Annotated in this window: 31 protein-coding genes and 1 riboswitch; of the genes, 18 read left to right on the plus strand and 13 right to left on the minus strand. The window is 40.2% G+C overall.

Features of this window, described 5'->3' with window-relative positions:
* The first annotated feature begins 268 nt into the window (after nucleotides 1–268).
* The 4 genes from NST13_RS13710 to NST13_RS13725 all read left to right on the plus strand — a co-directional run bounded on the left by NST13_RS13710 (nucleotide 269) and on the right by NST13_RS13725 (nucleotide 3,007).
* Entirely contained in the window at nucleotides 269–886 is a 618-nt protein-coding gene (locus NST13_RS13710) for a flavin reductase family protein (protein WP_342580826.1), read from the plus strand.
* Nucleotides 887–951: 65 nt separating this feature from the next.
* Entirely contained in the window at nucleotides 952–2,166 is a 1,215-nt protein-coding gene (locus tag NST13_RS13715; protein WP_342580827.1) for a sensor domain-containing diguanylate cyclase, read from the plus strand.
* A 107-nt stretch (nucleotides 2,167–2,273) separates the two neighbouring features.
* On the plus strand, nucleotides 2,274–2,411 hold the full coding sequence (locus NST13_RS13720) for a hypothetical protein (protein WP_342580828.1): 138 nt from the start codon (nucleotides 2,274–2,276) through the stop codon (nucleotides 2,409–2,411).
* Nucleotides 2,412–2,731: 320 nt separating this feature from the next.
* Nucleotides 2,732–3,007: a CC/Se motif family (seleno)protein gene (locus NST13_RS13725; protein ID WP_342580829.1), complete on the plus strand. Its 276-nt coding sequence runs from the start codon at nucleotides 2,732–2,734 to the stop codon at nucleotides 3,005–3,007.
* Nucleotides 3,008–3,053: 46 nt separating this feature from the next.
* Here the strand turns inward: NST13_RS13725 and NST13_RS13730 are convergent, their stop codons facing one another.
* The gene (locus tag NST13_RS13730; RefSeq protein WP_342470495.1) at nucleotides 3,054–3,236 is read right to left on the minus strand and encodes a hypothetical protein; all 183 of its coding nucleotides are present in this window, start codon (nucleotides 3,234–3,236) and stop codon (nucleotides 3,054–3,056) included.
* Between the two features lie 135 nt (nucleotides 3,237–3,371).
* On the opposite strand from NST13_RS13730, the gene NST13_RS13735 reads away from it, so the two are divergent.
* Complete coding sequence (locus tag NST13_RS13735; protein WP_342580830.1) at nucleotides 3,372–3,965, plus strand: YdhK family protein; 594 nt, start codon at nucleotides 3,372–3,374, stop codon at nucleotides 3,963–3,965.
* Between the two features lie 41 nt (nucleotides 3,966–4,006).
* Here the strand turns inward: NST13_RS13735 and NST13_RS13740 are convergent, their stop codons facing one another.
* The 4 genes from NST13_RS13740 to NST13_RS13755 all read right to left on the minus strand — a co-directional run bounded on the left by NST13_RS13740 (nucleotide 4,007) and on the right by NST13_RS13755 (nucleotide 6,704).
* On the minus strand, nucleotides 4,007–4,201 hold the full coding sequence (locus tag NST13_RS13740; protein WP_342580831.1) for a hypothetical protein: 195 nt from the start codon (nucleotides 4,199–4,201) through the stop codon (nucleotides 4,007–4,009).
* Between the two features lie 28 nt (nucleotides 4,202–4,229).
* Nucleotides 4,230–4,829 (minus strand): hypothetical protein, encoded by a 600-nt coding sequence (locus NST13_RS13745; RefSeq protein ID WP_342580832.1) that lies wholly within the window; start codon nucleotides 4,827–4,829, stop codon nucleotides 4,230–4,232.
* Between the two features lie 209 nt (nucleotides 4,830–5,038).
* Entirely contained in the window at nucleotides 5,039–6,205 is a 1,167-nt protein-coding gene (locus NST13_RS13750; RefSeq protein ID WP_342580833.1) for an aminotransferase, read from the minus strand.
* Between the two features lies 1 nt (nucleotide 6,206).
* A complete protein-coding gene (locus NST13_RS13755; protein WP_342470490.1) occupies nucleotides 6,207–6,704 on the minus strand; it encodes an Lrp/AsnC family transcriptional regulator in 498 nt (165 codons plus the stop codon).
* Between the two features lie 139 nt (nucleotides 6,705–6,843).
* Between NST13_RS13755 and NST13_RS13760 the strand changes: the two genes are divergently transcribed.
* Both NST13_RS13760 and NST13_RS13765 read left to right on the plus strand, forming a co-directional pair.
* Nucleotides 6,844–7,221 carry a membrane lipoprotein lipid attachment site-containing protein gene (locus NST13_RS13760; protein ID WP_342470489.1) on the plus strand — a complete coding sequence of 126 codons (378 nt, stop codon included), beginning with the start codon at nucleotides 6,844–6,846 and terminating at the stop codon, nucleotides 7,219–7,221.
* A gap of 154 nt (nucleotides 7,222–7,375) precedes the next feature.
* A complete protein-coding gene (locus NST13_RS13765) occupies nucleotides 7,376–7,726 on the plus strand; it encodes a hypothetical protein (RefSeq protein ID WP_342580834.1) in 351 nt (116 codons plus the stop codon).
* Between the two features lie 11 nt (nucleotides 7,727–7,737).
* Here NST13_RS13765 and NST13_RS13770 read toward each other — a convergent pair whose 3' ends face one another.
* The 3 genes from NST13_RS13770 to NST13_RS13780 form a co-directional block, all read right to left on the minus strand.
* The gene (locus NST13_RS13770) at nucleotides 7,738–8,343 is read right to left on the minus strand and encodes a LysE/ArgO family amino acid transporter (protein ID WP_342580835.1); all 606 of its coding nucleotides are present in this window, start codon (nucleotides 8,341–8,343) and stop codon (nucleotides 7,738–7,740) included.
* Nucleotides 8,344–8,717: 374 nt separating this feature from the next.
* Entirely contained in the window at nucleotides 8,718–8,861 is a 144-nt protein-coding gene (locus NST13_RS13775) for a hypothetical protein (protein ID WP_342580836.1), read from the minus strand.
* Nucleotides 8,862–9,276: 415 nt separating this feature from the next.
* The gene (locus NST13_RS13780; RefSeq protein WP_342470485.1) at nucleotides 9,277–9,429 is read right to left on the minus strand and encodes a hypothetical protein; all 153 of its coding nucleotides are present in this window, start codon (nucleotides 9,427–9,429) and stop codon (nucleotides 9,277–9,279) included.
* Between the two features lie 185 nt (nucleotides 9,430–9,614).
* On the opposite strand from NST13_RS13780, the gene NST13_RS13785 reads away from it, so the two are divergent.
* From NST13_RS13785 to ltrA, 5 genes are all read left to right on the plus strand, one after another.
* Entirely contained in the window at nucleotides 9,615–10,019 is a 405-nt protein-coding gene (locus tag NST13_RS13785) for a hypothetical protein (protein WP_342580837.1), read from the plus strand.
* Between the two features lie 122 nt (nucleotides 10,020–10,141).
* A complete protein-coding gene (locus tag NST13_RS13790) occupies nucleotides 10,142–10,699 on the plus strand; it encodes an NADPH-dependent FMN reductase (protein ID WP_342470483.1) in 558 nt (185 codons plus the stop codon).
* A 346-nt stretch (nucleotides 10,700–11,045) separates the two neighbouring features.
* A complete protein-coding gene (gene epsC / locus NST13_RS13795) occupies nucleotides 11,046–11,939 on the plus strand; it encodes a serine O-acetyltransferase EpsC (protein WP_342580838.1) in 894 nt (297 codons plus the stop codon).
* Between the two features lie 68 nt (nucleotides 11,940–12,007).
* Complete coding sequence (locus tag NST13_RS13800; RefSeq protein ID WP_342580839.1) at nucleotides 12,008–12,364, plus strand: rhodanese-like domain-containing protein; 357 nt, start codon at nucleotides 12,008–12,010, stop codon at nucleotides 12,362–12,364.
* A 658-nt stretch (nucleotides 12,365–13,022) separates the two neighbouring features.
* Nucleotides 13,023–14,279 carry a group II intron reverse transcriptase/maturase gene (ltrA, locus tag NST13_RS13805; RefSeq protein ID WP_342471176.1) on the plus strand — a complete coding sequence of 419 codons (1,257 nt, stop codon included), beginning with the start codon at nucleotides 13,023–13,025 and terminating at the stop codon, nucleotides 14,277–14,279.
* Between the two features lie 80 nt (nucleotides 14,280–14,359).
* Here ltrA and NST13_RS13810 read toward each other — a convergent pair whose 3' ends face one another.
* On the minus strand, nucleotides 14,360–15,721 hold the full coding sequence (locus NST13_RS13810) for a PFL family protein (RefSeq protein ID WP_342470475.1): 1,362 nt from the start codon (nucleotides 15,719–15,721) through the stop codon (nucleotides 14,360–14,362).
* A gap of 14 nt (nucleotides 15,722–15,735) precedes the next feature.
* A complete protein-coding gene (locus NST13_RS13815) occupies nucleotides 15,736–16,005 on the minus strand; it encodes an ACT domain-containing protein (RefSeq protein ID WP_342470474.1) in 270 nt (89 codons plus the stop codon).
* A gap of 75 nt (nucleotides 16,006–16,080) precedes the next feature.
* Nucleotides 16,081–16,156, minus strand: a riboswitch (glycine riboswitch).
* Between the two features lie 323 nt (nucleotides 16,157–16,479).
* On the opposite strand from NST13_RS13815, the gene NST13_RS13820 reads away from it, so the two are divergent.
* Nucleotides 16,480–17,010: a YceI family protein gene (locus tag NST13_RS13820; RefSeq protein WP_342470473.1), complete on the plus strand. Its 531-nt coding sequence runs from the start codon at nucleotides 16,480–16,482 to the stop codon at nucleotides 17,008–17,010.
* A gap of 152 nt (nucleotides 17,011–17,162) precedes the next feature.
* Here the strand turns inward: NST13_RS13820 and NST13_RS13825 are convergent, their stop codons facing one another.
* Entirely contained in the window at nucleotides 17,163–18,554 is a 1,392-nt protein-coding gene (locus tag NST13_RS13825) for an amino acid permease (protein ID WP_342470472.1), read from the minus strand.
* A gap of 334 nt (nucleotides 18,555–18,888) precedes the next feature.
* On the opposite strand from NST13_RS13825, the gene NST13_RS13830 reads away from it, so the two are divergent.
* Nucleotides 18,889–19,074, plus strand: a complete 186-nt coding sequence (locus NST13_RS13830; protein ID WP_342580840.1) for a hypothetical protein — start codon at nucleotides 18,889–18,891, stop codon at nucleotides 19,072–19,074.
* Here the strand turns inward: NST13_RS13830 and NST13_RS13835 are convergent.
* Nucleotides 19,059–19,664, minus strand: a complete 606-nt coding sequence (locus tag NST13_RS13835; RefSeq protein WP_342580841.1) for a methyltransferase domain-containing protein — start codon at nucleotides 19,662–19,664, stop codon at nucleotides 19,059–19,061. The two genes, NST13_RS13830 and NST13_RS13835, sit on opposite strands and share 16 nt — an antisense overlap.
* A gap of 157 nt (nucleotides 19,665–19,821) precedes the next feature.
* On the opposite strand from NST13_RS13835, the gene NST13_RS13840 reads away from it, so the two are divergent.
* Together NST13_RS13840 and NST13_RS13845 are read left to right on the plus strand one after the other, a co-directional pair.
* Nucleotides 19,822–20,058 carry a DUF1450 domain-containing protein gene (locus tag NST13_RS13840; protein ID WP_342471187.1) on the plus strand — a complete coding sequence of 79 codons (237 nt, stop codon included), beginning with the start codon at nucleotides 19,822–19,824 and terminating at the stop codon, nucleotides 20,056–20,058.
* Nucleotides 20,059–20,201: 143 nt separating this feature from the next.
* Nucleotides 20,202–20,345 carry a hypothetical protein gene (locus NST13_RS13845; protein ID WP_342470469.1) on the plus strand — a complete coding sequence of 48 codons (144 nt, stop codon included), beginning with the start codon at nucleotides 20,202–20,204 and terminating at the stop codon, nucleotides 20,343–20,345.
* Nucleotides 20,346–20,516: 171 nt separating this feature from the next.
* Here NST13_RS13845 and NST13_RS13850 read toward each other — a convergent pair whose 3' ends face one another.
* Nucleotides 20,517–21,719: a transposase gene (locus NST13_RS13850; protein WP_027725900.1), complete on the minus strand. Its 1,203-nt coding sequence runs from the start codon at nucleotides 21,717–21,719 to the stop codon at nucleotides 20,517–20,519.
* 261 nt (nucleotides 21,720–21,980) lie between these two features.
* Here NST13_RS13850 and NST13_RS13855 point away from each other — a divergent pair, with 261 nt between their 5' ends.
* Together NST13_RS13855 and NST13_RS13860 are read left to right on the plus strand one after the other, a co-directional pair.
* Nucleotides 21,981–22,133 (plus strand): hypothetical protein, encoded by a 153-nt coding sequence (locus NST13_RS13855; protein ID WP_342470468.1) that lies wholly within the window; start codon nucleotides 21,981–21,983, stop codon nucleotides 22,131–22,133.
* Nucleotides 22,134–22,531: 398 nt separating this feature from the next.
* Nucleotides 22,532–24,661 carry an EAL domain-containing protein gene (locus tag NST13_RS13860; protein WP_342580842.1) on the plus strand — a complete coding sequence of 710 codons (2,130 nt, stop codon included), beginning with the start codon at nucleotides 22,532–22,534 and terminating at the stop codon, nucleotides 24,659–24,661.
* Nucleotides 24,662–24,745 lie beyond the last annotated feature (84 nt).

Consider the following 24,745-nt stretch of genomic DNA (forward strand, 5'->3'; position numbering starts at 1 on the left):
TTTACCGACGCAACCAAAATATCCTATGAGATTCTATGCAATATATGCGTAAGCGCCAAATAACGTCCATGAAAAACTCATGGGCGGTATTTGGCGCTTACTTTTTTATAAAGATGTTACTTCCCAAAAAATTGAACCCTCTAGGATGTCATACCCATAAAAAAACTAAAAATTTTTTCAGCAAAGGAAAATTTTATATAATAATATAATAAAATATAACTATAAAAAATAAAAACATCCAATAGAATAAGAAAAAAGGTGAGTAAAAATGATTATCATTAATCCAAAAGACCAATCAGAAAAAGAAATTTATAGGTTACTGACTAGTACGATTATTCCACGGCCGATTGCTTTGGTGACCACTCAATCCACTGATGGAGTGATTAATGGAGCACCTTTCAGTTATTTCAACATCGTGTCGGCAAAACCTCCAATGATTTCGATTTCCGTTCAGCGGAAAGAGAATGGAACGATGAAAGATACCGCCAAAAACATATATGAAACCCAAGAATTTGTTGTACATATAGCGGATGATGACAATATAGAGCAATTCAATGCCGCAGCGGCAAATTTGCCAAGCGGTGAAAGTGAACTGGCATTTGCAAATATGACTCCGGCACAAAGTGAAATTGTCAGCGTTCCCGGTGTACAAGAAGCGAAAGTGCGGATGGAATGCAAGCTTGTGAAAGGCATTCCATTAGGCGGGAGCAATGACGAAACACCTGCCTGCGATTTGTTTATAGGTGAAGTGGTATTCGTGCATATTGATGAAAAAATTTATGACCATTCGCATATAAAAATAAGGGAGTTTAATCCTATTTGCCGATTGGCTGGATCAAATTATGCCACAATCGGAAATATTTTTTTCATGGAAAGACCTAGGTAAAAACTTCTATTTTCCAATAGTGTTTTGGGAAGATAATTTTTTTGTCCGTTAGGAGAGAGAAATGAATGGTTAATAGACAATCTGACACCAGTGTTTTTGAAATAGTATGGAACAACTCCAATGATGCCTTATTCACCGTTGATTATGAGGGCAGAATCTTATTGGCGAATCCTGCCTTTACAAAGCTTCTTGGATGGGAACCGAAGGATTTGAAAACTCCCGATCATTTTATTTTTCAAAATAAAGAAGAATATGAAATATTATTGGACACGTTAAGAAGCGGAAAGAATGTCCCTCACTATATAACGAAAAGAAAAAGAAAAGACGGAAAAATATTGGATATTTTGGCTTCCTATGGTGCAGTAAATATCGGGAAGGTGCTTGCAGTGGGGATGTACAAAGATTTTACTGAACATATGGAAATGCATCGAAAACTGGAATTAAGCCAGGCAAGTTACCGCAATTTATTGGACCATTTTCCTTACGCCATTTTTTTGACAAATGATGATATCATCATTTACGCGAATCAGCCTGCCCTTGACATTGTGTGTGCGGACTCCAAAGATGCGATTATCGGGACGTCCATAGGGAGGTTGCTTCAAACGGAACACCCTCTCTCACTGAAAGAAGGGGAGCAGGCGACAGAAAAAGTGAAGCGGATCGATGGGGAAGAATTGTGGGTTGAAATCACGGTTCGGCGTGTTTTGTTTGAACAGGAATATGTGAATCAATGGGTGATAAGGGACGTCACCGAGAAGAAAATTTATGAAGAGCAGCTGGAGTATTTTGCATTCCATGATCCGCTGACAGGTGTTTGGAACAGGCTCCATTTTACAAAGGAAATGAAAAAAATCATGGATGAAGCGGGCAAGAAGAATTCCATGTTCGGCATCATGTTTATCGACTTGGATGACTTTAAACAAGTGAACGATACTTTGGGCCATGACATGGGAGACGAGCTATTGATCAAGGTGGCGGATCGGTTGAAAAAGAATGTGCGGGAAGGGGATGTTCTTTGCCGTATTGGCGGGGACGAGTTTCTCATTTTGATCCGGGATATCCGCGGAAAACAAACGCTTGTGGAAGTGGCAAAGCGGCTGCAAGATATCTTTCAAGTCCCTTACCAATTGGGAGATCGATCGGTTGTTATTACTTCCAGCATGGGAATCGCCATCTTCCCGCAGGATGGAACTGATGCGAAAACGCTTATATCCCGTTCGGATCAAGCTTTATATCGAGCGAAAAGTCAAAGAAATGGGGTCCAGTTTTACGAAGGTTGAGGAGAAGTGAGAAGTGCGGAGTTTTTAAGAAGCCGGGATATGGTCGGCTAAAACGGGATGGATTGAATTTCCCGTTTCCTGTCTATACTCTTGATGAGGTGAAGGAAATGGAAAACTGGCAATATGCCCAATTATCCGAAGAACAGTTGGCGGAAATCCAGGCTTTGGAGAAAAAGTTGGGATGTGCATTGATTGCCTTTGAGAGCGCAAACCGGCAGGAAGAAAAAGAACCATTGGAAAACTGATAGGATGTATCTTATCAGTTTTTTTATTTTCAAAAGGTTTCTCTGGTGGAATATTCAACATATTGCAATCGGCTTGATATAACGGTTGATGCTCTCATCCCAATATGAACATTTGCGCCCCCGTTTGGAAAATTCTTTGATTCCCGTCCAAGTGAGGGAATTGGGTAAGTAGGCGGGTATTACGCATGTCCCAAGTTGGGGCATGCGATTTTTTATTTGCTTCTTTCCAACAAACTATGCGCAATTGATTCAAAGAGTATTCATTTTATCATCCGAATTGTATAAGATATAAGGAAACTTTTCAGAAACGGGGGATTAGCATGCTTATAGAAATGGATGAAGAGGTAAAAGAGCGGATCCGTTCAAAGGGCAATCAATTGACCGTGCAATTGTTGGAAGTGCGAAGCTGTTGCGCCCCGGATGTGCAAGAACTTGTTGTGCTTCTTTTCAAGCCGAAAAATATGCAACAATATCATGAAATCACCATCGGGGACATATCCGTTTATGTGCAAAAGCCCCTTCTCCTCAAAGAAAAAATGACCCTTCAAATGAAAGGGTTCGGCATATTTAAGAGAATTTCCGCGGCGGTGAAGTAAATAATAGGGAAACACTTGGCATCAAGGTTTCCCTATACATCCCTTTTTATTTCTTTTTGAAGATCGTTGTATTTTCAATCCGAATGGAGGCCACTTCTCCACAGTGTAAACAAAAAGTATAAATTTTGTTGCTGCCTCTCATCGACATTTTGCTTGGTCTGACAGCGATAAAGTCCGAGCCTTCCGCAAATTCTGTTCCTCCGCATTTGCTGCATTTTTTCGTTTCCATCCCCTTTTCACCCCCTTATTAAATGGTACGAATGGACATCCCGTTTGTTTCAGAACCATCATATTTCTTTAGCAAAATCATGTATAAAAGAACAAAATTGACGAACCCTAAAAAATAAAAAAACAGGGTGATTTTATGAAAAAGCAATGGGCATTCAAAATCTTTTTATTCGGCTTCATTCTATTGCTTGCAGCTTGCGGGGATACTGCGGAACAATTGGACAAGAATGACGAACAAGAGGGAAATGTTGCCGAGCAAGAGGCACCAACGAAAGAGGCTGACGAAATTGAAGACAGCACCGGCTCTGTGCCGCTGAATTTGAAAATTGCAGAGAATGCGGCATTCCCGGTTGGCACCAAAGTGAAGATTTTCGCCAATCATATGGAAGGGATGAAAGGAGCGGAAGGAGTGGTTGTAGCCGTATATGATACAACGGCATACGAGATCTCCTATAGACCGACAACCGGCGGGGAGAAAGTGGAAAATTATAAGTGGGTGATTCATGAAGAATTGGATGGGGCAAGTGGAGCGCCGATGGAACCAGGAAGAGAATTGGTTATTAATGCAGACCATATCGAAGGGATGGACGGGGCAACGGCAACCATTGAATCGGCCGATGAAGGTCCTGTGTATGTAGTGGATTTCACCACAACAACCGGGGAAGAGGTGAAAAATTACAAGTGGCTTGTGGAGTCGGAGCTTGCCGCTTCCGATGAGTCGTCCCGGTAATGAAAAGAGGCTTAGTTCAGCTGGAGCTAAGCCTTTTTTATTTAAAAAAATACGGAAACCACTATACTGGCGGCAAATAGTAAATATGCGATATTAAGCGAAATCAACATCACCCGTTCTGAAGGGGATAATGCCCTCTCTTTTCTTGTTTTTTCCAAGTGGCGCAAGTAAAAACCGGAAGCGACAATAAGAATGAATACAAAAATTGTGCGTAAAATTTCCGCAAAAGTATCCAAACGATTCAACTCCTATACTCAATAATAATCAGCTTTCACGCTCTTCCAATTTCATTTTAATGAGTAAAGCGTAATTGGTGTCTTGAATCATTTGCTGAACGTCTTTTTCATCTTGAAAATTGTAAGTGGCCATTTCACCATCTGTTGCCCGATATACCGCTAATAAGTAAGATTGATTGTTTTCCAACGATTCCTCTTCTAAAGCATATTGCCATCCGCTCACGGAATATCCGGTTTGCGGAATGCCGATTTTTCTAGGTTTCATCGTGATACTTTCGTTATAAAGAAACAGATAGGCGCCATCTTCAGTTTCAAAAGCTCCAATGCCTAGAGGACCTTGGCTTGTTTCGTCAGGTTCCAGTCCATAGGAGATGAGCATGACCGGTTCGGAAAGTGGTTTTCCATTCTGGTATTCTTCCGCCCAAACCGTTACCCAAACCGGATGATCCTCAGCTGCTATCTGAAAATCATAGTCGATTATTTTTCCAATTTTAAGCTTTTCAAAGGTGGTGCTATATTCAGATTCAGGATTGGCTTTAATTTTTGTCGAAACATCGGTGTTGTCGGAACATGCTGCAAGGACCAGAAATGAAAATGCAAATAATCCGCAGAACAACCTAAGTTTCAAACGTATCCCTCCAATATTTTCAAAATATGGTTATGAATGAGTGTAGCAGATTAAGTGGATAAAAAGAAGTTTCCAATGTCCTAACCTTGGGGATATATTAAAGAAAGCGTTAAGTCTTTTGAAGAGAACCTCATTTCAAAAAAAGGAAGATTAGTAATAATAAAACAGACTGCCAAGCAAACTCGGCAGTCTGTTCATCTCCATCCATATTATAAAGAATCAATAAATTGTTTGATCCGTTTCATAGCCTCTCTTAATTCTTCCATCGATGTGGCATAGGAGCAGCGGATATGCCCTTCGCCGCTTTCACCAAAGACATCGCCAGGAACGACAGCCACGCTTTGTTCCTTCAATAATCGCTCAGCAAATTCCTGGGAGCTTAAGCCCGTTGATTCAATGGAAGGGAATGCATAGAAGGCGCCGCCAGGCATGTGGCAAGTAAGCCCCATCTCATTAAAGGAATTCACAATGTAATTCCGGCGGAGACGATAGCTTTTCACCATTTTTTCCACTTCTTCCTCACCGTTTCTTAATGCCTCGATTCCTGCATATTGGGAAGCGGTGGATGCACACATTAACGCGTATTGGTGCACTTTCAGCATTTCTTTTGAAATTTCTTTCGGTGCGCATACAAAGCCAAGGCGCCATCCTGTCATGGCAAATGCTTTTGAGAACCCGTTCACCAAAATGGTTCTTTCGCGCATGCCAGGAAGGGAGGCCATGCTTGTAAATTGCTCGTCATATGTAAGTTCCGCATAAATTTCATCGGAAATTACTAGTAGATCATATTTTTTTACAATCTCAGCAAGCGCTTCCAATTCCTGTTTATTTAAAAGTGTGCCTGTTGGATTGTTAGGGAAGCAAATCATCAATGCTTTTGTTTTGTCGGTAATGGCCGCTTCAATTTGGCTTGGAAGAATTTTAAAATCGTTTTCTTTCAACGCCTGCACCGGTACCGGTACACCCCCGGCCAACGTCACCATCGGACTGTATGAAACGAAACAAGGTTCTACGACAATCACTTCATCCCCAGGATCTAAAATCGTTCTCATCGCTGTATCAATGGCTGAACTTGCGCCGACTGTTACGATGACTTCGGAAGGGGAGTACTCTACATGAAACCGATTTTTCACATAGTTTGTAATTTCTTCCCGCAATTCAAGGAGACCCGCATTTGGAGTATAGGAAGTATACCCATCTTCAATGGAGCGGATGGCCGCATCCCGGACATGCCAAGGTGTGACAAAATCAGGTTCACCCACACCAAGGGAGATGACACCTTCCATACCTGCTGCCAAATCAAAGAAACGACGAATGCCTGAGGGTTTTAAATCTCTTACGGTTTTTGAAACATAGGATTTTTTTGTAGCCTTCATGTTATGACACCACAATTCTCTTATCTTTTTTCTCTTGTTCCAAGATGATTCCATCATGTTTATATTTTTTCAAGATGAAATGGGTTGTTGTTGAAACAACAGATTCCAATGTGGACAATTTTTGGGATACGAAGTTCGCCACTTCATTCAATGTTTTCCCTTCCACAATGACGGATAAATCATAAGTGCCTGACATTAAATATACTGATTGCACTTCATCATAGCGATAGATTTTTCCCGCGATTTCATCGAATCCGACTCCTTGTTTAGGGGTCACTTTCACATCAATCATCGCCCGGACGCCTTGATGATCATCGACTTTTGTCCAATCAATCATTGTTAAATATTTGACGATGACTTTATCATTTTCCAATTTTTTTAAAATGGATTCTGTTTCTTCCACACTCAAGCCCACCATTTTTGCGAGGTCGGCTGTTTCAATCCGTGCATCTTTTTCCAATACACTGAGTATTTCAAGTTCTTTTTCATTCAATTCCATGGAAAGACCTCCAGCTATAGTAGAGTTTAATTAGATTGTAGCACTATGAATTTAGAGTTCAAGATAAAACTGAGGAAGCGAAAAATTTTTTAAAGGATATTGGAAATATCTGTTGAATGTAATAAAAAAGGGGGTAGTCATGAAAAAAATTTATTTTTTCACACTTATTATGCTGATTTTAACCGCTTGCAATTCAACTACAATCAGCTTGGTCGAATTGGATGAATTGCCGGAAAATGTGGAAGAAAAAATGGATCAAAATGCCACATTGCAAAAAATCAATAGTGGAGAAAAGGTTTCTTATATCGTTTATAAATCCCGTTCGGATGTAGAAGGGACGTTCGAAAAAGAGGGAACAAAATTAATCGTGAAATTGAATGAAAGTGGAGAAGGGGATGAAGAAAAAGCCCATTTCTTTAGGCTGACAAAATCCAAGGATGCCGATGTAGAATACATGGAAGTCCAAATAAATGGAGAGCCGGTACCCTTCGATGTGATTGTGATCTCGGGAGAATGATCGTGAATCCCGTTCAGAGGGCTGCGGCTCTTTTTTCTTTATAAAAAATTTTATTAATATTTATTGCATTGGGATCAGAAAAATTATAAATAAATGAAAGAAAAAGATTTATATTCCATTTAAATATCAAATAGTAATATAAGGAGGAAGACGAATGCAGATGATAGGGTCGGTCGTAGGAATTGTCTCTGCAGTGGCAAGCCTCGTGTTTTGGGGAATTTTTTCCTTCGATAATCCTTATCAGACACCGGATTCTGAAATCATCGGCAACTTATTTGTTGCGGCCGTCATTCCAGCCGCTTTTGTCATCATCGGACAATTTTTGAAACCTAAATGGTTTATGTTTGTCGCTTTTCTGTTGTCCCTTCCCATCGGCGTTTACTTCTTTATGACCCCGGGAATTTTCCGCGGTTTCAGCCTTGTTTCAGCAGGTTATTTTATCAGTTTCTTATTGTTTTTATTTGAAAAGAAAAGGGGAAGTAAAGTTCGTACGTTCACCCAATAATATAACCGTTTTCAACTCATTAAATCCAATAGCAAATAAACTGCGGTTCCCCAAATAAAAACGGCGGAACACTTATTGAAAAATGTTAAGATGCTGCCTGATTGATCCAACTTTTTGAAAATCGCACCTGCCACCGTCAAACCGAAGAACCAAATCCAGGACACCATGATACAGGCAAAGGTAAAGAAAAATTGTTCCATGCCGGCATATTTTATGGCGCTTGTTCCAATGACGCCGATTGTATCCAAAATGGCATGGGGATTCAGGATGGAAACGGATAAAGCAAAGAGGATCTGCTTTTTCGCCGGCAAAGAGATGTTCGATTCATTGGTTTTCGGCTGACTTTTCCAAATGGAGTATCCCATGTAAATCAAGAAAATGATGCCGACTGTCAAAAGCCCGGTCCGGAGCCAATCAAACTGCAATACGATGATGGACAAGCCGAAAACGGCAAGCAGAATCAAAAGTGTATCACATATAGCTGCGGTAATTGTTGCAGGCAGGGCCCTAATCAGATTCGGCTGCATGGCGCCTTGTGAAAAAACGAAGACGTTTTGGACACCTAAAGGCAAGATTAATCCGAATGCCAAAATAAATCCGTGTATAAATGGCAACACTTTCATTTCCCCCTCTTTCAAAATCTATCATACTGGGTATATCGGAAAGAAAACAGCCAATTGGACAGATTTTTTTCATCCAATTGAAAAGAGGGGATTGATTCGGGACGGATGCCAAACTGCATACGGGTTATAGCACCAACCACTATTCTCAAGAAATTGGCTCGCGACTTTGCGTTCAAAGATAAAGAAGCAATATATCGTTTAATTGGGAAGCTGGTGCATGGTGAAGATCTTATAGAGAGGTCCTTATTCATGGAAACTTTGATGCTATCCTAATTGCTGATGTCTTTTTAATGGAAAAATAGGGGCAAGTATATTTTGGATAAAACAAAAGAGCGAATCGTAGTTCATTCGCTCTTTTTTACATCTTTTTAAGTATTGCGCGGCTTTCTTACTTCAGCAGGAGGATTGTTGTGGATTGCCTGATTGAACTCTTTGGAATATTCTTCTATCTGAACTTTTTTATTCTTCTCCTTTTTCTCCTTCCTGAAGGTTGTCTTATTCTTCTTTGCCATCTGAATCACCTCCGAAATTTCTTGACTTTAATGTGCGACAATTTGAACAATCTATTCTTTAGTGCATATATAAATTTTCTGCATACGAATACTAAAGAGGTGACAAGGTGCTGATACTTTCGTAGCCATAGAGCGGGGAAGACAAATGGAAAGATTCCCGTTGCATTGAAGAGAAATAAAAATGAATCAATGCATAAAAAAAGAGCGCGTTTCTTTAAATAGAAACGCGCTGATTCCCTTCAGCCATTCGTTTATGCCGCCAATTTTCTATATGAAAAGGGGTGTCTCCTTTGTGAGAAATTCAGGGGCACTCCTTTATAAGACATCCTTCATAAGAACGTCCATTCGATAGAGTCGTTTCTTTCGTGCGAAACGGATCTCTTCGTTTATACCCCTTTGTTTCGTGAAAAAATGATTACATATCCGCTTCCATTTCAAATCTGGAGTAAACAAAATCATACGTAGCTTCCAGCATGCGATCCGAAATATTTACAAACTGGATTGGCTCCAGACCAAAGTAAGTCACTAGAAATTGAATGATATTTTTACGTTCCGTATTGCTTAGCATGGCCTTCCCCTCCTTTGTGATGTATAACAATTATATTCAATTAAAAACTGATATACAACAGATAAAAGTCTAAATTTTCTTAAAAAATTGTGAACGGTTTATTTTTTCAATTATGAAGAATAATGAAAAAGAATGTATCGAAGGGCAATCCGCTTCATTCCTTGGAAAATGTGGGGTGAAAGGTGATGAGTTTTTTTCGGGGCGATGCTCACAAAATATATATGCAGCTCAGGAAAAATCGTGATTCGATTCGCGACTCCAAATATTTGAAGGAGCTTTATGAAGTCCGGAAGTTTTATGAGTCGCTGGATCGTGACGTGCTGCAATTGATTTATTACCGCTTGATCAAGGAGAAGAATGGTTCAGGGATGATTCCTATTTTTGTATCATCCATCCCATTTTTATTTTTGATTTTCTCCCAGCATCTCCAAAAAATTTTGTTCCAAGAAGGAACAAGAAATTGGATGATTTTTATTGTTTGTTATATTACAGGCATTACAGCAGCTTTGTTTTTTCATTTCAGGGAAAACGCTTGGGCTTCCTCCCATATTGAGATGATCAAAGATATTTTGGAGGAAAGGAAAAAATAAGTGTTCTTTCACAAGCAATATGTAAAAAATGCATTAAAAACTGTCCAATGGGGGAATAAAAATAATAGCTTTTCCATAATAGGGAAACACTGTTTTATCAAAGAGACAAGGAGGAAATCAAAATGACAGAAACGACATTAAACATTGGCATCATCTTGGGAAGCACACGGGAAGGCCGCGTAAGTCCACAAGTGGGAAATTGGATCAAAGAAATTGCGGATAATCGGAAGAATGCAAAATTTGAAATCGTGGATATTGATGATTACGACTTGCCATTTTTAGGAAAAGCGGAGCCATCAGACCCCCGGATTGTGAAATGGAATGAAAAATTGGCAAGTTTGGACGGGTTTATTTTCATTGTGGCGGAATACAACCATAGTATTACGGGAGCTTTGAAAAATGCCCTCGACTTGGCCCGGGAAGTTTGGAATAACAAAGCGGCCGGCATTGTCAGCTACGGTTCGGTAGGAGGGGCAAGGGCAGCGGAACATTTGCGGGGAATTTTGGGCGAACTGGCGGTGGCCGATGTGCGTACGCATCCTGCATTTTCGCTTTTTACGGATTTTGAAAATATGACAAAATTCAAACCTGCCGACCACCATAAAGAAGTGGTGGATGATATGCTGGATCAGTTGCTTAAATGGACTGCGGCTTTAAAGACGATAAGAAACAATTATTAATATGAAAAATCTGCTCTTCCATCCAATGAGGAGCAGATTTTTTATTGAAAAGAAGGAGTGGGTACCATTAAATACAATCCTTTTCGAAAGAAGTAGTGGTTGAAAGCAAACCGGATAATTACTTGATCTTCAAATGAATATGAACAACGTAAACTTGCTGGAGGCTTTTTTCCAGCAAGTTTTTATGTTAGTATCTAAAATAGTTTTACGGGGTATGTAAATATTTACCTAATTATTGGTTGGAAAAATATTAGATAGTTGATAAACGTAGAGAAAGTTTTATATGATAGCAATAAATAAAAATTTTTAGAAAAACCGCGACAATAAGATTAGGGTGGTGGATTCATTGAAATTAGACAATTGGATAAATGAAGGGGTTCCGAACATCGCCAATTCATTGCTTGATGTTCATAAAAGTTATTTTCCAATTGAACAGTCCATTGGATTTGAAGGACAAGAAAAGATTATCAAAATTTTGAAGAATTTCCGCAAAGTGCTATATCCTTGCTTTTGCGACATATATAAAGATGAACTCCGGTTGGAAACAAATATAGGAAACATTTTAAGATCAACAGCACTCGATTTAAAAGACATTATTTCGAAAGTGCTGGAAAACAGCGGTGAAAGTAAACCTGAAGAAAAAGCGGAAGAAATCGTCATTGACTTAGTCAATAAATTGCCGCAAATCCGTGAAATCCTACAAACAGATATACAGGCGGCATACAATGGCGATCCTGCAGCCTTATCATTGGAAGAAATTTTATTCAGCTATCCTTCCATCACAGCCATTACAATACATAGGATAGCTCATGAACTTTACGAGGCCGGGGTTCCGATTATCCCAAGAATCATGTCTGAGCATGCCCATAGCTTGACTGGCATCGATATTCACCCTGGAGCCAAAATCGGGGAGTATTTCTTCATTGACCATGGAACTGGAGTAGTCATTGGGGAAACAAGCACCATCGGGAAAAACGTAAAAATTTATCAAGGTGTGACAATTGGTGCGAAAAGCTTCCCATTGGATGAACATGGAAATCCGATTAAAGGAATCAAACGCCATCCTGATATTGGGGACAATGTCATCATTTATGCGGGGGCAACGATTCTTGGCGGAGATACGAAAATCGGCCACGACTCCATCATTGGAGGAAACATTTGGCTCACCCAATCCGTTCCGCCGTATTCAAGAATCTATAATTCCCAACCGCTGCCAAACATTAAGCAGAAAAAAGAATAGAAATACTCGTCCCTTAAGCATAAGAGTGCTTGCTTAGGGGATTTATTATTTAAATAGGAGGAATGAACATGCCATTGAAAAAAATCACGCCTGAACAATTAATGCAAAAAATGCAACGAAAAGAGCAACTTGTGGTATTAGATGTCCGGGATCAGGAGAAATATAACAATTTCCATATTGAAGGGGATAATATTCAATCGATTAATATCCATAAAAAAGAGATTTTTGGACTGGAAGAAAACAAAGAAAAAGAACTTCCCGCGTTGCCGCGAGGGAGTGAAATCATCGTCACTTGCACAACCGGCAACTCAGCAACGAAATGTGCAACCATTCTAGCTGAGCAGGATTATGATGTCGCAGTTTTAGAAGGGGGACTCACGGCTTGGAAAGAGTATTTAAAAATGGGGAATCAGAAAGAGAAATAATCGCCAAGCGCAAAAACCAAGTAATATAGAACACGGATAATCGCCAAACACGAAAAATACTGATATAGCAATAAAAAAGAGCGAAATCGAAAATTTTCGCTCTTTTTCTTTGTGCGCCCGGCATGTACATGAACTATAGGGTGTAAGTCCCGAACCCCGAAGACAGAAGTAGAGGTTAGCTCAACGAAGGGTGTCCGTGGTGACGCGGAATCTGAAGGAAGCTGGAGGCAAAACACCGGTCCGAGGAACACGAACCTCATATAAGGCTAGGTATGATTGAGTGAGTTTGCAAAACAAAACAAAGCTCTTTCTGTCGAAGGTCATATCGAGTAGATGAGGCGGATAGATGGTGTGAAAGTGCATGTACTTACCCGGGGAGGTCTGGCGGATAGGTGAAGTACGCTTCATAACCTACTTAGTGATAAGTAGCTGAACCGTCAGAAGTCAGCAGAGGTCATAGTATTAGTTGGTCTAGAACAACTAAGAAGGACCGAACAATTAAGAGAGAATAGCCCTTGGCATTCAGTGAGTCATGATGAAAACAGAAAACGTAGTACCTCACTTGAGGAAGGAAGCGGTGAATCCCGTGGGGGACCTCTTGGAGGGTGGAGTGACCACTGGCATAAAGAGAACAGCTATTCACGGAAGGAGAATAACGATGCTTTTGAATCAAATCCTGTCACGGGAGAACATGCTTCAAGCACTAAAACGTGTAGAACAGAATAAAGGAAGCCACGGAGTAGATATGATGCCCGTACAAAACCTACGACAGCACATAGTCGAAAACTGGCTATCTATTAAGGAGGCAATTCTCAAGGGAACTTATGAACCAATGCCAGTCCGCAGAGTCGAAATCCCGAAACCTGACGGCGGTGTTCGTTTACTAGGAATCCCTACCGTAACAGACCGTTTGATTCAACAAGCAATCGCCCAAGTACTTTCAAAAGTGTATGACCCTACATTCTCTGAAAACAGCTACGGATTTAGACCAAACCGAAGTGCCCATGATGCGGTGAGGAAAGCGAAAGAATATATAAGAGATGGACATCGATGGGTTGTAGATATGGACTTGGAGAAATTCTTTGATAAGGTCAACCATGACAGATTAATGGGTACACTCGCGAAGAGAATCCAAGATAAACCATTACTGAAATTGATTCGTAAGTATTTACAATCGGGAGTCATGATTAATGGTGTGGTGTCAAGCACATTAGAAGGAACTCCACAAGGAGGACCATTAAGTCCGCTACTATCTAACATTGTACTAGATGAACTAGATAAAGAATTGGAAAGAAGAGGACACAAATTCGTTCGATATGCGGATGACTGTAACATTTACGTGAAAAGTAAACGAGCAGGACTTCGCACAATGGCAAGCATTCAACGATTCATTGAAGGAAAACTACGACTGAAAGTAAATGAAAAGAAATCAGCGGTCGACCGTCCATGGAAACGTAAGTTTCTAGGATTTAGCTTTACCTATCATAAAGAGCCAAAGGTTCGTATCGCAAAAGAAAGCCTTAAACGAATGAAGAATAAAGTTCGTGAAATCACATCACGCAAGATGCCCTACCCGATGGAATACCGCATTCAGAAACTGAATCAATATCTAGTGGGATGGTGTGGATATTTTGCGTTAGCAGACACCAAATCTATATTCCTTGAATTAGATAAATGGATTCGTAGAAGACTTCGAATGTGTCTATGGAAGAACTGGAAGAAACCGAAAACAAAGACACGCAACCTTATTCAGCTTGGCGTACCACAATGGCAAGCGTATGAATGGGGAAATACTCGGAAGAGTTATTGGCGTATTTCAAATAGTCCAATATTACACAGAACCCTTGGTAACTCCTATTGGAGAAACCAAGGGTTGGAAAGTCTTGAAGCTCGTTATGAAAACTTGCGTCAATGATCTTAATTGAACCGCCGTATACGGAACCGTACGTACGGTGGTGTGAGAGGACGGGAGTTAATCGCTCCCTCCTACTCGATTTAATTTCCCAATGCTTGCAAAGGGGCCGGAATGCGTCCGCCACGGCGAATGATTTTGTCGGAGCTGAACGGATTGACCCCGATGACAGGTGCTCTTCCCAAAAGGCCTCCGAATTCCACCATGTCGCCTTCTTTCGCTCCAGGCACAGGGATGACACGGACAGCAGTCGTTTTTTTATTGATCATTCCGATGGCCGCTTCATCGGCAATCATTGCGGAAATGGTGCTGGCAGGTGCGTCGCCCGTGATGGCAATCATGTCAAGACCGACGGAACATACACATGTCATTGCTTCTAACTTGGATAGCGATAATGCGCCTTCTTCAATTCCACGGATCATGCCGTTATCTTCGCTGACTGGGATGAAGGCGCCGCTTAAACCGCCCACATAGGATGAAGCCATGGCACCACCTTTTTTCACCGCATCATTCATTAAGGCAAGGGCGGCAATGGTGCCGTGGGTTCCAACGCGCTCAAGGCCAATTTCTTCAAGAATTTCAGCCACACTATCGTTCATCGCATTCGTTGGTGCAAGGGACAAATCCATTATGCCGAACGGAACGCCTAAACGTTTTGCCACTTCTCGTCCGATCAACTCTCCGGCACGGGTAATTTTAAAGGCGGTTTTCTTGATGATTTCGGCCACTTCTCCCAAATCCGCATCCGGATAACGTTTCAATGCATTGAGTACTACCCCCGGACCGGAAACGCCGACATTGAGTACGACTTCTCCTTCGCCGGATCCGAGGAAAGCGCCGGCCATAAACGGATTATCTTCCACGGGGTTGCAGAACACCACCAGTTTTGCGCAGCCAAGGCCGGACTGTTCTTTTGTCAGTTCAGCCGTTTCTTTGATGATTTCGCCCATTTGACGTACAGCATCCATGTTGATGCCGGCTTTGGTTGTGCCGACAGAAACGGAAGCGCAAACCCGCTCAGTGGATGCCAAGGCTTCTGGAAGAGCATCAAATAACACTTGATCTCCCTTCGCAATCCCTTTGTGCACAAGGGCGGAATAACCGCCGATAAAATCGATGCCAAGGGTAACGGCGGCGCGGTCCAATGTTTTTGCAAGTTCCACAGCCTGTTCTTTTGTCGCATTGCCTAGAAGATCGGCGATTGGCGTCACGGCAATCCGTTTATTGATGATCGGGATGCCGTATTCTTTTGCCACTTTTTCAGCGGTAGGTTTTAAATCCTTTGCGTAATGGGTGATTTTATCATAGATTTTTTGTTTCATTTTATCGAAATCGGAATCCGCGCAATCCCGTAAATTGATTCCCATTGTCACTGTACGGATGTCCAAATTTTCTGTCCGGACCATCCGGATGGTTTCCAACATTTCATGAATTTCAAAGTTCATGTTTGCACGTCCTTTCACACGCGATGCATTGCCCTGAAAATTTCTTCAAGTTGTACAGTAATGACAACACCGATTGATTTTCCAAGTTCATTGAGTTCCTGCTGCAAGGATTCAAGATCTTTTAAATTTGTCACGTCAATGACCATCATCATGGTGAAGAAATCTTGTAAAATCGTTTGGCTGATATCTAAAATGTTGATGTTTCGATCTGCAAGTACAGTTGTCACTTTTGCGATAATTCCAACCTGGTCTTTTCCGATAACGCTGACAATTGCTTTTCTCATATGTTTCACCTCTATTGATGTAATAAAAAAGAGATTGGTTTCCCAATCTCAAAAGCATAAGAACAATAACGGTATTATCATTCTTCTGTCCTTTTGCCTGAGATTGTGAATCCTTCGGCGCCACAGATGTGGTCTCTCCAGAAGCTGCTCCTGACTGTAGTGTTACCCACAGCATTCATCGCTACACCTATTTAATTCCAATACTAGACGATACTAACACCTTTGTCGAAAATGGTCAACTAAGATACACTGAAATTTTTAAAAATTTTGACCGTAAGGAGGGGGGATGAATGTTTTTTTCCGCTCAAACCGGGAATAAATTTACTAAAGTATGAGTCAGAAAAATGGGTTTGAATCCATTGACAAAAAAATTAATGCATGATATATTTATTTCGAATTCAAAATAATAAACTTCAAGATAAATATTCATAAATATCTCGGATTCAGAATAAAGTAAATCAGGAGGAATGAAAAATGGCGAAATGGGTTATTGACAAAGCTCACTCAGAAATTGGTTTTGAAGTGAAACATATGATGGTATCAAAAGTGAGAGGGCATTTTGATTCTTATGATGCGGAAATTGAAGCGGACGATTTGACAGATCTTACAAATGCAAAGATTTCATTCGCTTTTGATGTGGCAAGCATCAATACAAAATTGGAAGATCGGGATAATCATTTGAAATCTGCAGACTTCTTTGATGCGGAAAAATATCCTAAAATCACATTCCAATCAACGGAAATCAAGAAAACAGGCGATAGCGAATATGAAGTGACAGGAAACTTGACGATTAAAGATGTCACAAAACCGGTAACATTTGAAGTGGAATTCAACGGTAAAGGAAAAAACCCTTGGGGCGTTGAAGTGTACGGCTTTGAGGCGGAAACAAAAATCAATCGTGAAGATTTCGGACTTACTTGGAACGCAGTGCTTGAAACAGGTGGCGTGCTGGTAGGAAAAGACGTGAAGATCAAAGCCGAATTGGAAGTGAACCCTGCAAACTGAAGTATTATCAATGGCCGATTCCTATTGGAGTCGGCTTTTTTATATGTAGAACCGCTGTAAGGAGGTGCCGGTTCAAATCAAGCCGAACCTTTGTGCAAAGAAAAAAGAGTGGGTGAGAAAACCATCATTTTCTTCATCCACTCTTTTCTTCGTTATTTATTCAATATGCTATGCTTTCTTCCATACACAAAATAGACGAATAAACCGATCAACATCCAAATGAAGCAGGTGAACATTGTGAAGGAAGATAATTGGGTAATCATGAATACGCAAAGGATAAATGACAGAATCGGCACAATTGGATATAAAGGCACTTTAAATCCGTCTTTCAATCCTGGAATTTTCATTTTTCTAACATAGATGACGCCGATGGAAACAGCGGCAAAAGCGACTAAAGTTCCGATATTTACAAGCTCCGCCAATTTATCGATTGGTATGAAACCGGCGAAAATAGATACAAACAGCGCATAAATCCATGTGTTTTTCAATGGAATTTTAAGTCGTGGGTGGATTTCTGACAGCACTTTTGGAAGCATTCCGTCCCGGGCGAAGGAGTACACTAAACGGGTCCCTCCATACATCATCACGAAAATGACCGTCATCATGCTGATTACCGCACCGAGGGAAATGATTCCAAACACCCAATCCAGATTTGCCAATTCCATCGCGTAGGCAACAGGGTTTCCGACATTCAATTCCGTATATGGGACCATTCCCGTTAAAACGAGGGAAACAGCCACATACAAAATTGTACAAATCACAAGGGTTCCGATAATTCCAATCGGCATATTCCGCTGTGGATTTTTGACTTCTTCCGCAGCAGAGGACACGCTGTCAAACCCCAAATACGCAAAAATCACCAATGCCGCACCCGTCAAAATCCCCTTAAAGCCAAACGGAGCGAATGGTTGCCAGTTTTCAGGCTTCACATAAAACACTCCGACGAAAATAAACAGCAAAATGATCCCCAGTTTAATGAACACCATGATTTTATTCAAGCGGTTGGATTCTCTGATCCCCAAAGATAAAATGGCGGCCAAAAGGACGATGATGAAAATCGCCGGCAAATTGATAAAGGTGCCTTCGGATGGATTTAATGGTCCGGACAGAGCTTTAGGTACATGAATTCCAAACCCTTCAATGAGGGATTGGAAGTATGCGGACCAACCGGTTGCCACTGCCGCAACAGCCAGCCCGTATTCCAATAGCAGGCTCCATCCGATAATCCAGGCAATGAGCTCGCCGAAAATGACGTATGAATATGTATATGCGCTGCCGGCAACCGGAATTGCTGAAGACAATTCGGAATAACAAAGGGCGGAAAAAGCGCATACAATCGCCGCGAAAATAAACGAAAAAACAATGGCGGGGCCTGCATGTTCAGCGGCCACCGTACCAGGCAAAATGAAAATTCCTGTGCCGACAACTGCTCCAACCCCAAGAGCGATTAAATCAGAAGCATTCATCGATTTATTAAAATGTGCCGTGCCTTGTTTATTCAACAACTGATCCAATGGTAATTTCCGAAATAATTGATTTTTCATAAACCATCCATTCCTATATTGATATAATAATATTTTGATATTTCTAAAAACGCAAAAGCGGTATAAGTATAACACTTTTTCGCGTTGAAGTGTTGAAGAATCAAAAAGTAATAATTTTTAATTTATTAATAAATTTCTGATAATTATTCAATTCCATTATTATACAAAAATAATGATTTTTTGCCGGGTTTTACATCAAAACATCTTCCGTAATTAAGTTGTCCAACTTTTTGTGGCTTAAACATAACAGCGGGACATGTTTTGAAAGAAGTTCTCATAAGATAAGGGAAATGTTATAGAAGAATAAGAGCTGAAAAAAAGGGGATGGGCAGCAATGAATTTGATGATATGGATCGGCTTATTTCTATTGTTGTTCGGGGTTTTAATGGCCAAATGGACATCTTTTTCCTTGGTGATTTCCATCGTCGGTTGCACGGTCATTTTTGGAGGAATCATTCTGCAAGAAAAGCCAAAAATAAAAAAGCCATTAGACGACAATGGCTTTTATTGCAAACGATAAATGACAAAACGTTCGCTCCACACTTTTTCGTGAAGTGACGGGATTGGAATCTCCTTCAACTTCTCAAAAGGGGTATAGCGGTTCAAATAATCCAGGTAGTCAAGGGATGGATAATATAAAATCACATCCACCGTATGTTTCTTTTCTTCCGTCGAGCGCATGATATGATGCAGCACTTTCATGAAAATCGGCAAGGAGAAGGGATTAAAGAAATAAAATTTATTTTCTGCCGGTTGGATCTGGTATTCTTCGGCAAGGCAGCAAAGAAAGTGCATTCCTTCTTCCTTTTTCCGGAATTTTTTGCAAAAATGTTCCCGGTTTTTGATCGCTTCTTTGATAAATTGTTCGTTCATATCAATGCCTATGACTGACGCATTGGTTTTGTAATGAAGAAAAATGCCAACTCTACCCAAACCGCATCCAAAGTCAATAATGGTGTCATTTTCGTCGATGGTATAATGCTTCAATAATTCCTCCAGGGCGGAATAAGGGGTGGGCTCATAACGGTTGTAATGGGGGGATTGGTAAATGCCGTTTTTTATTCCGCAGGTTTCAATATGAAGAAATCGATCAAATTCCGCGTCGTTCATGATAATTTTCCCCCCAACTTTTTAAAAAATAACGGAACTTTCCGAACGGATCATTGGTTGAACGTTTATGAACATAGTATAATTGAATCAGCAATTGTTTTACATAGTGAGGAGAGCGCATATGTTAAAAAGTTTGTTTGGCCGGAAAAGCGAACCATTGAAAAACAGGGTGGAATTTTGCGTATCGAACGAAGCTTATGCCCATCCGGATGTTTATGATGTGTTGGAACAGCGGGAAGATGTCGTTGTGGAAGATTCGGGTTGCAATTCCTATTGTGAAATTTGCGAGTGTCATTATTATGCCCTTGTCAACGGCGAACCGGTTGTGGCGGACAGCGCCAAAGAATTGCTGGAGAAAATCGAGGAAGAATTGAGTTTAAATCCGATTAAATAGAAAAAAGTGTACGAAAATTGGCGGCCAATGAACCATGGATTGGCCGCTTTTTTTGATGGGCTTTGAACAATCCGCAAGTAACAGTTCAATCCTTTTTGCATATATCAAAGTGTGAACAAATCTTCTGCAACGGAGGGGAAGTTATGGGATATTATCCCGTGGGCTACGGATTTGAACAGCTCCTGATCGAAGCATTATATTTCTTCGGGATGTTTGTGATCGTCGCATCGATTGTCAGTGTTATTTACGGTTTCATTTATTCTTTTTTGTACGGAGTGGACGTTTAAGGGAGATCCTTAAGCGTTTTTTTAATTGAGAGTTTTGCAAAATTAGATTTTTATTAAAAAGAGTTTTAAAAGAAACCCAAATAAATTGGGGTATTTTGTATCTTTGGTTTACAAATATTCTGTTTGTCCTTTTTTGGGCGTACTTGCAGAATTTTTCGCTTTAAAAATTTTTTAAGCGGTTTGTTGCTTTTTACTCTCTTTTGCCATTGCGAGAGCTGAAACCAGTAATACGATGGCGTTCAAGTAAATATGAGTTTTTACTTTATCGATTCCCCACACATGCAGGGAGTTCGCTGTAAGATAACTTTTCATTCTTGAATTGCACCGTTCTACACTGGTTCGCTCATTGTAAAGTTCTTTCCAACGTTTGGAATCGCGGTGTGGATTAGAGTACCGGCGAAGATCCTTATTCACGTTAATTTTTACTACCATTCCATAGTTGGAGGATGAACAGGCTGCCATTCCTAATGGGCAATCCACTTTTCCGGTTGCGTGTGGACATCTGAATTTGAGCTGATCCTTATTGGCGCCCCAATAAGTCATTTCGTACCCCATCGAACAGCGTGGGGTTCCATTGGAGGCAATTCCTTCGGGAGGCTCCTTTTCATTACGCAAATTGAGTGGAATAATAGCTTGAGCCCCGATGTTCTTGGCGGATTCGTAGTTTTTTAGCTGGTCGTACCCACCATCCATTATCAGGAAATCAATTTTAGAGTTTGTACAACTCTTTACTTGTTCAATTAATTGTGGTGCGACATCCCCATCGTTGATATGAGCAGGGGTTACTTCAATCGCCATTGGTAATTCACTTTTGGTGTCAACGGAAAGATGCATCTTATAGCCAAACCAAGTAATTTTATTACCGAAGGAATCAAACTTTGCCCCCCAATTGGCGTTGCCTGTTTGTTCACTTCGCTTCTTAGGCTGCTTCTTTTCATAAGCATCAATGGCGGCACTGTCGATAGCCTGATGTTTTCCATCAATTACTCCTTCCTCTTGAGCTAACTGGACGAGATCTTGAAAGATTCTTTTCACAAGTCCAGTTTTGGTTAGTGAAGAAAATACTCGGCTAAGAGTAGAGATGGATGGTGCAGGCCTGCTAATATCTAAACCACATTGGTAACGAAAACGCAGGTCATTTTTTAATCGATTGTGAAGAGAAGTAAAAGTATCAATACCTTCTAATGGGGCAGCGATAAGAGCCCTTAATATCCCTTCTTTGGAATGTCCTTCAGCCCCTTGGGGTGAAGAACTTTTCAATTGTTTAGCATAAGGACGCAAATCTAGAGCACTAAAAAAGATCGGTAATTTCTCTTTTGACTCTAAAATTTGCAATTCTTCAAAGGAAAATAGACTTTCTTGTAGAATATACAAAGTGACTTCCTCCTTATGGATTTTTGTGGTTTGGTCACTTCAAAATTCTACAAATAAGGGGTGAAGTCCTTTTTTATGCTTTAGAAAACCTTATGACTCTTGGGTTGAAAAATGTGCAAAATGCTCAATTCAAAAAAATATGACAAACGCATGAAGATTTCGGGAAAAACCAATTTTTTTAATCAATCTGTTGTAAAATAAAAGATGTAAAAGAAATACTTCTTTTAAGCGTAGTCCTACTATAAATTGGAGGAGAAATCCATGGAACAACACGACAAAGCAGAACGTTTAAAAGTCATGTTGGAGCAAGCGTTCCAACCATTGCATGAAAAAATTGACCGGCTTGAGAATGAAGTGAAAGCTTTGCGGGAGGAGCTAAAGAACGTTGTAAACCCCTCTTCTGACAAGGAATAAATTCTCCCGTATCGCACACATTAAAACTGCAACTTTAACCACATAACCTCTCTTTTCTATGGCTGTCCGCCTCCTTGCGGTACAGCTTTTTTTATGTTAAAAAATCAGAACCACTCGTTATGTAAAAAGTCCTATCAAAAGGATAAAATATATTCATTTCCGTTTTTGATTGAAAAAAAGTTGTGAATGTGGAATTAAAAAAGTGAAAATTAATGAAAAAAATTCGACAAATTTAATAAAATATTTTTTACATTAGAATTTTTATTATCTCCATGTTGTAGTATATTTATATTAAATAGTAAAAAAATCGCACGTTTCCCAGGAATGTTTCAGTAAGAATTGAAGTAAATAGTATTTTGGATATATTTTTTATTTACATAAAGGAGCATTAATCATTTATGAATGAAAATATTTCGAAAAGCTTTGGGCAATCCGATGAAATACAACGATTGCTGCAAGAGTTGAAAGAATTGAGAGAACTGAAATATGCCATAGATAAAACTTCCATCGTCGCAGTTACAGATGCCCAAGGAAGAATTACATATGCAAACGATCTCTTTTGCGAAATCACCCAGTTTTCCCGGGAAGAATTGATTGGCAAAACCCACCGGATCATCAATTCCGGTTATCACCCAAAGGAATTTTTTAAACGGATGTGGAGTGAAATCGGAAGAGGAAATATTTGGAGGGGAGAAATAAAAAATAAAAAGAAAGATGGAACTTATTATTGGGTTCATTCGACCATCATCCCTTTTTTAAATGAAAAGGGAAAACCTTATAAATATATGTCTATTCGAACGGATATCACGAAAGAGAAGGAATTGGAAGAAGAGCTGAAGCAGAGCTACAAAAAATACGAACTGATTGCGGAGCATTCCGATAATTTTGTGGCATTGATCGATGAAGAAGGGAAATTTCACTATATTTCGCCGACCTTCAACCTCCTCTTGCATTACGATTTGAAGACACTGGGACAACAAAATATGTTTGATCTGATCCACATTAAAGATTTGGATTCAATAAAAAGGGAAATTCAAAATTTGTTAAAAAATGGAGGAAGAAAAACTTCAACCAAGCAGGAATTTCGATTGCTCCATGGGGAAGGAAGGTATATCGATGTAGAAGCCAACATTAAAATCATTTATGATGATGAACCTTCTTCGAAAAAATTCATTCTAATCGCCATGAGCGACATCAGCATTCGAAAAGAAGTGGAACAAAATCTTTATCATTTGGCTTATTATGACAGTTTAACGAACTTGCCGAACCGCTCCAACTTTATGAAAGAGCTCCGTTCCTATGTGTTGGATATCCAATTGGCAAAAGAAAAGTTTGCCCTATTGTTCATCGATTTGGATAATTTCAAGCTGATCAATGATCAACAGGGACACGACATAGGGGATCTGGTCATTGTGAATGCGGCCAACAACATCAAAGGAGCAATTCGCGAGAAAGATGTTGTGGCAAGGATGAGCGGCGATGAATTCATTGTTCTGTTGAAAGGGATAGAGAATGAAGAAGATACAATGGACATTGTGCGCAAAATTATGGAGAAGTTTCGATTACCGATCCATTTGAATGGAAAAGAGTATGCCATCACTTGCAGTATTGGTATTGCGTTTTATCCCGAACACGGCAAGAGTCCTGAAGAACTGATAAAAAATGCGGATGCGGCACTATCTGAAGTGAAGCGAAACAGCAAAGACAACTATGCCATTTACGACAGGCAATTGGAAAATGTGTCACTGGAACGCCGCATTATCGAAAACGCCATGAGAAAAGGATTGAACGAACATCAATTCTTTTTGGAATATCAACCAAAAATCAATATTCAAAATAATCAGCTGGTTGGAGTGGAAGCGCTTGTCCGCTGGAATCATCCGGATCTGGGGGCGATACCACCTGGAAAATTTATTTCCCTTGCTGAGGCGACCGGATTGATTGTGCCGCTGGGAGAATGGATTTTAAAAGAAAGTTGCCGACAAGGAAGAGAGTGGCAAAATAAGGGGTTTGGACAATTGATCGTGGCTGTTAATGTATCCGTTCGTCAATTGCAAGATCCGAATTTTGTCCAACAAGTGGAACAAATATTAAAAGATACAGGGTTTAATCCAAAACTATTGGAACTTGAATTGACCGAAAGCATCCTTGCCGATTTGAACAGCATCATCCCGGTGTTGAATCGCCTGCGGAACATGGGCATCCAAATTTCCGTAGATGATTTTGGCACGGGATACAGCTCGTTGAGTTATATCAAGCATCTTCCTGTTGACACGTTGAAAGTGGATGCATCTTTCGTGAAAGACATCCATAAAAACGAGGAAAGCAAAGCGATTGTGAAAGCCATCATCAACCTTGCGAATACAATCGGTTTAAAAGTGATTGCGGAAGGGATTGAAAATGAGGCGCATGTGATAACGCTACGAAATGATGGATGCATGTTTGGACAGGGATTTTATTATAGCCGTCCGCTGAAAAAGGAAGAATTTGAAGAGTTTGTTCAAAGTAGAGGCTTCATTCCGTCATAAACTTATAAAACCCGGTTTTTCATATTAAATGAAATTCTCCTGCTCATGGATTGGCAGGAGAGTTTTCTTTTTGATTCAAAATTT

The organism is Ureibacillus sp. FSL W7-1570 (assembly GCF_038593265.1).
Classification (GTDB): domain Bacteria; phylum Bacillota; class Bacilli; order Bacillales_A; family Planococcaceae; genus Ureibacillus; species Ureibacillus suwonensis.

What these genes read in the sequence shown, in the direction of transcription:
- NST13_RS13710 (WP_342580826.1), top strand. Translation starts at nt 269, where the DNA reads ATGATTATCATTAATCCAAAAGACCAATCAGAAAAAGAAATTTATAGG.
- NST13_RS13715 (WP_342580827.1), top strand. Translation starts at nt 952, where the DNA reads ATGGTTAATAGACAATCTGACACCAGTGTTTTTGAAATAGTATGGAAC.
- NST13_RS13720 (WP_342580828.1), top strand. Translation starts at nt 2,274, where the DNA reads ATGGAAAACTGGCAATATGCCCAATTATCCGAAGAACAGTTGGCGGAA.
- NST13_RS13725 (WP_342580829.1), top strand. Translation starts at nt 2,732, where the DNA reads ATGCTTATAGAAATGGATGAAGAGGTAAAAGAGCGGATCCGTTCAAAG.
- NST13_RS13730 (WP_342470495.1), bottom strand. Translation starts at nt 3,236, where the DNA reads ATGGAAACGAAAAAATGCAGCAAATGCGGAGGAACAGAATTTGCGGAA.
- NST13_RS13735 (WP_342580830.1), top strand. Translation starts at nt 3,372, where the DNA reads ATGAAAAAGCAATGGGCATTCAAAATCTTTTTATTCGGCTTCATTCTA.
- NST13_RS13750 (WP_342580833.1), bottom strand. Translation starts at nt 6,205, where the DNA reads ATGAAGGCTACAAAAAAATCCTATGTTTCAAAAACCGTAAGAGATTTA.
- NST13_RS13755 (WP_342470490.1), bottom strand. Translation starts at nt 6,704, where the DNA reads ATGGAATTGAATGAAAAAGAACTTGAAATACTCAGTGTATTGGAAAAA.
- NST13_RS13760 (WP_342470489.1), top strand. Translation starts at nt 6,844, where the DNA reads ATGAAAAAAATTTATTTTTTCACACTTATTATGCTGATTTTAACCGCT.
- NST13_RS13765 (WP_342580834.1), top strand. Translation starts at nt 7,376, where the DNA reads ATGCAGATGATAGGGTCGGTCGTAGGAATTGTCTCTGCAGTGGCAAGC.
- NST13_RS13775 (WP_342580836.1), bottom strand. Translation starts at nt 8,861, where the DNA reads ATGGCAAAGAAGAATAAGACAACCTTCAGGAAGGAGAAAAAGGAGAAG.
- NST13_RS13780 (WP_342470485.1), bottom strand. Translation starts at nt 9,429, where the DNA reads ATGCTAAGCAATACGGAACGTAAAAATATCATTCAATTTCTAGTGACT.
- NST13_RS13785 (WP_342580837.1), top strand. Translation starts at nt 9,615, where the DNA reads ATGAGTTTTTTTCGGGGCGATGCTCACAAAATATATATGCAGCTCAGG.
- NST13_RS13790 (WP_342470483.1), top strand. Translation starts at nt 10,142, where the DNA reads ATGACAGAAACGACATTAAACATTGGCATCATCTTGGGAAGCACACGG.
- NST13_RS13800 (WP_342580839.1), top strand. Translation starts at nt 12,008, where the DNA reads ATGCCATTGAAAAAAATCACGCCTGAACAATTAATGCAAAAAATGCAA.
- ltrA (WP_342471176.1), top strand. Translation starts at nt 13,023, where the DNA reads ATGCTTTTGAATCAAATCCTGTCACGGGAGAACATGCTTCAAGCACTA.
- NST13_RS13810 (WP_342470475.1), bottom strand. Translation starts at nt 15,721, where the DNA reads ATGAACTTTGAAATTCATGAAATGTTGGAAACCATCCGGATGGTCCGG.
- NST13_RS13815 (WP_342470474.1), bottom strand. Translation starts at nt 16,005, where the DNA reads ATGAGAAAAGCAATTGTCAGCGTTATCGGAAAAGACCAGGTTGGAATT.
- NST13_RS13820 (WP_342470473.1), top strand. Translation starts at nt 16,480, where the DNA reads ATGGCGAAATGGGTTATTGACAAAGCTCACTCAGAAATTGGTTTTGAA.
- NST13_RS13825 (WP_342470472.1), bottom strand. Translation starts at nt 18,554, where the DNA reads ATGAAAAATCAATTATTTCGGAAATTACCATTGGATCAGTTGTTGAAT.
- NST13_RS13830 (WP_342580840.1), top strand. Translation starts at nt 18,889, where the DNA reads ATGAATTTGATGATATGGATCGGCTTATTTCTATTGTTGTTCGGGGTT.
- NST13_RS13835 (WP_342580841.1), bottom strand. Translation starts at nt 19,664, where the DNA reads ATGAACGACGCGGAATTTGATCGATTTCTTCATATTGAAACCTGCGGA.
- NST13_RS13845 (WP_342470469.1), top strand. Translation starts at nt 20,202, where the DNA reads ATGGGATATTATCCCGTGGGCTACGGATTTGAACAGCTCCTGATCGAA.
- NST13_RS13855 (WP_342470468.1), top strand. Translation starts at nt 21,981, where the DNA reads ATGGAACAACACGACAAAGCAGAACGTTTAAAAGTCATGTTGGAGCAA.
- NST13_RS13860 (WP_342580842.1), top strand. Translation starts at nt 22,532, where the DNA reads ATGAATGAAAATATTTCGAAAAGCTTTGGGCAATCCGATGAAATACAA.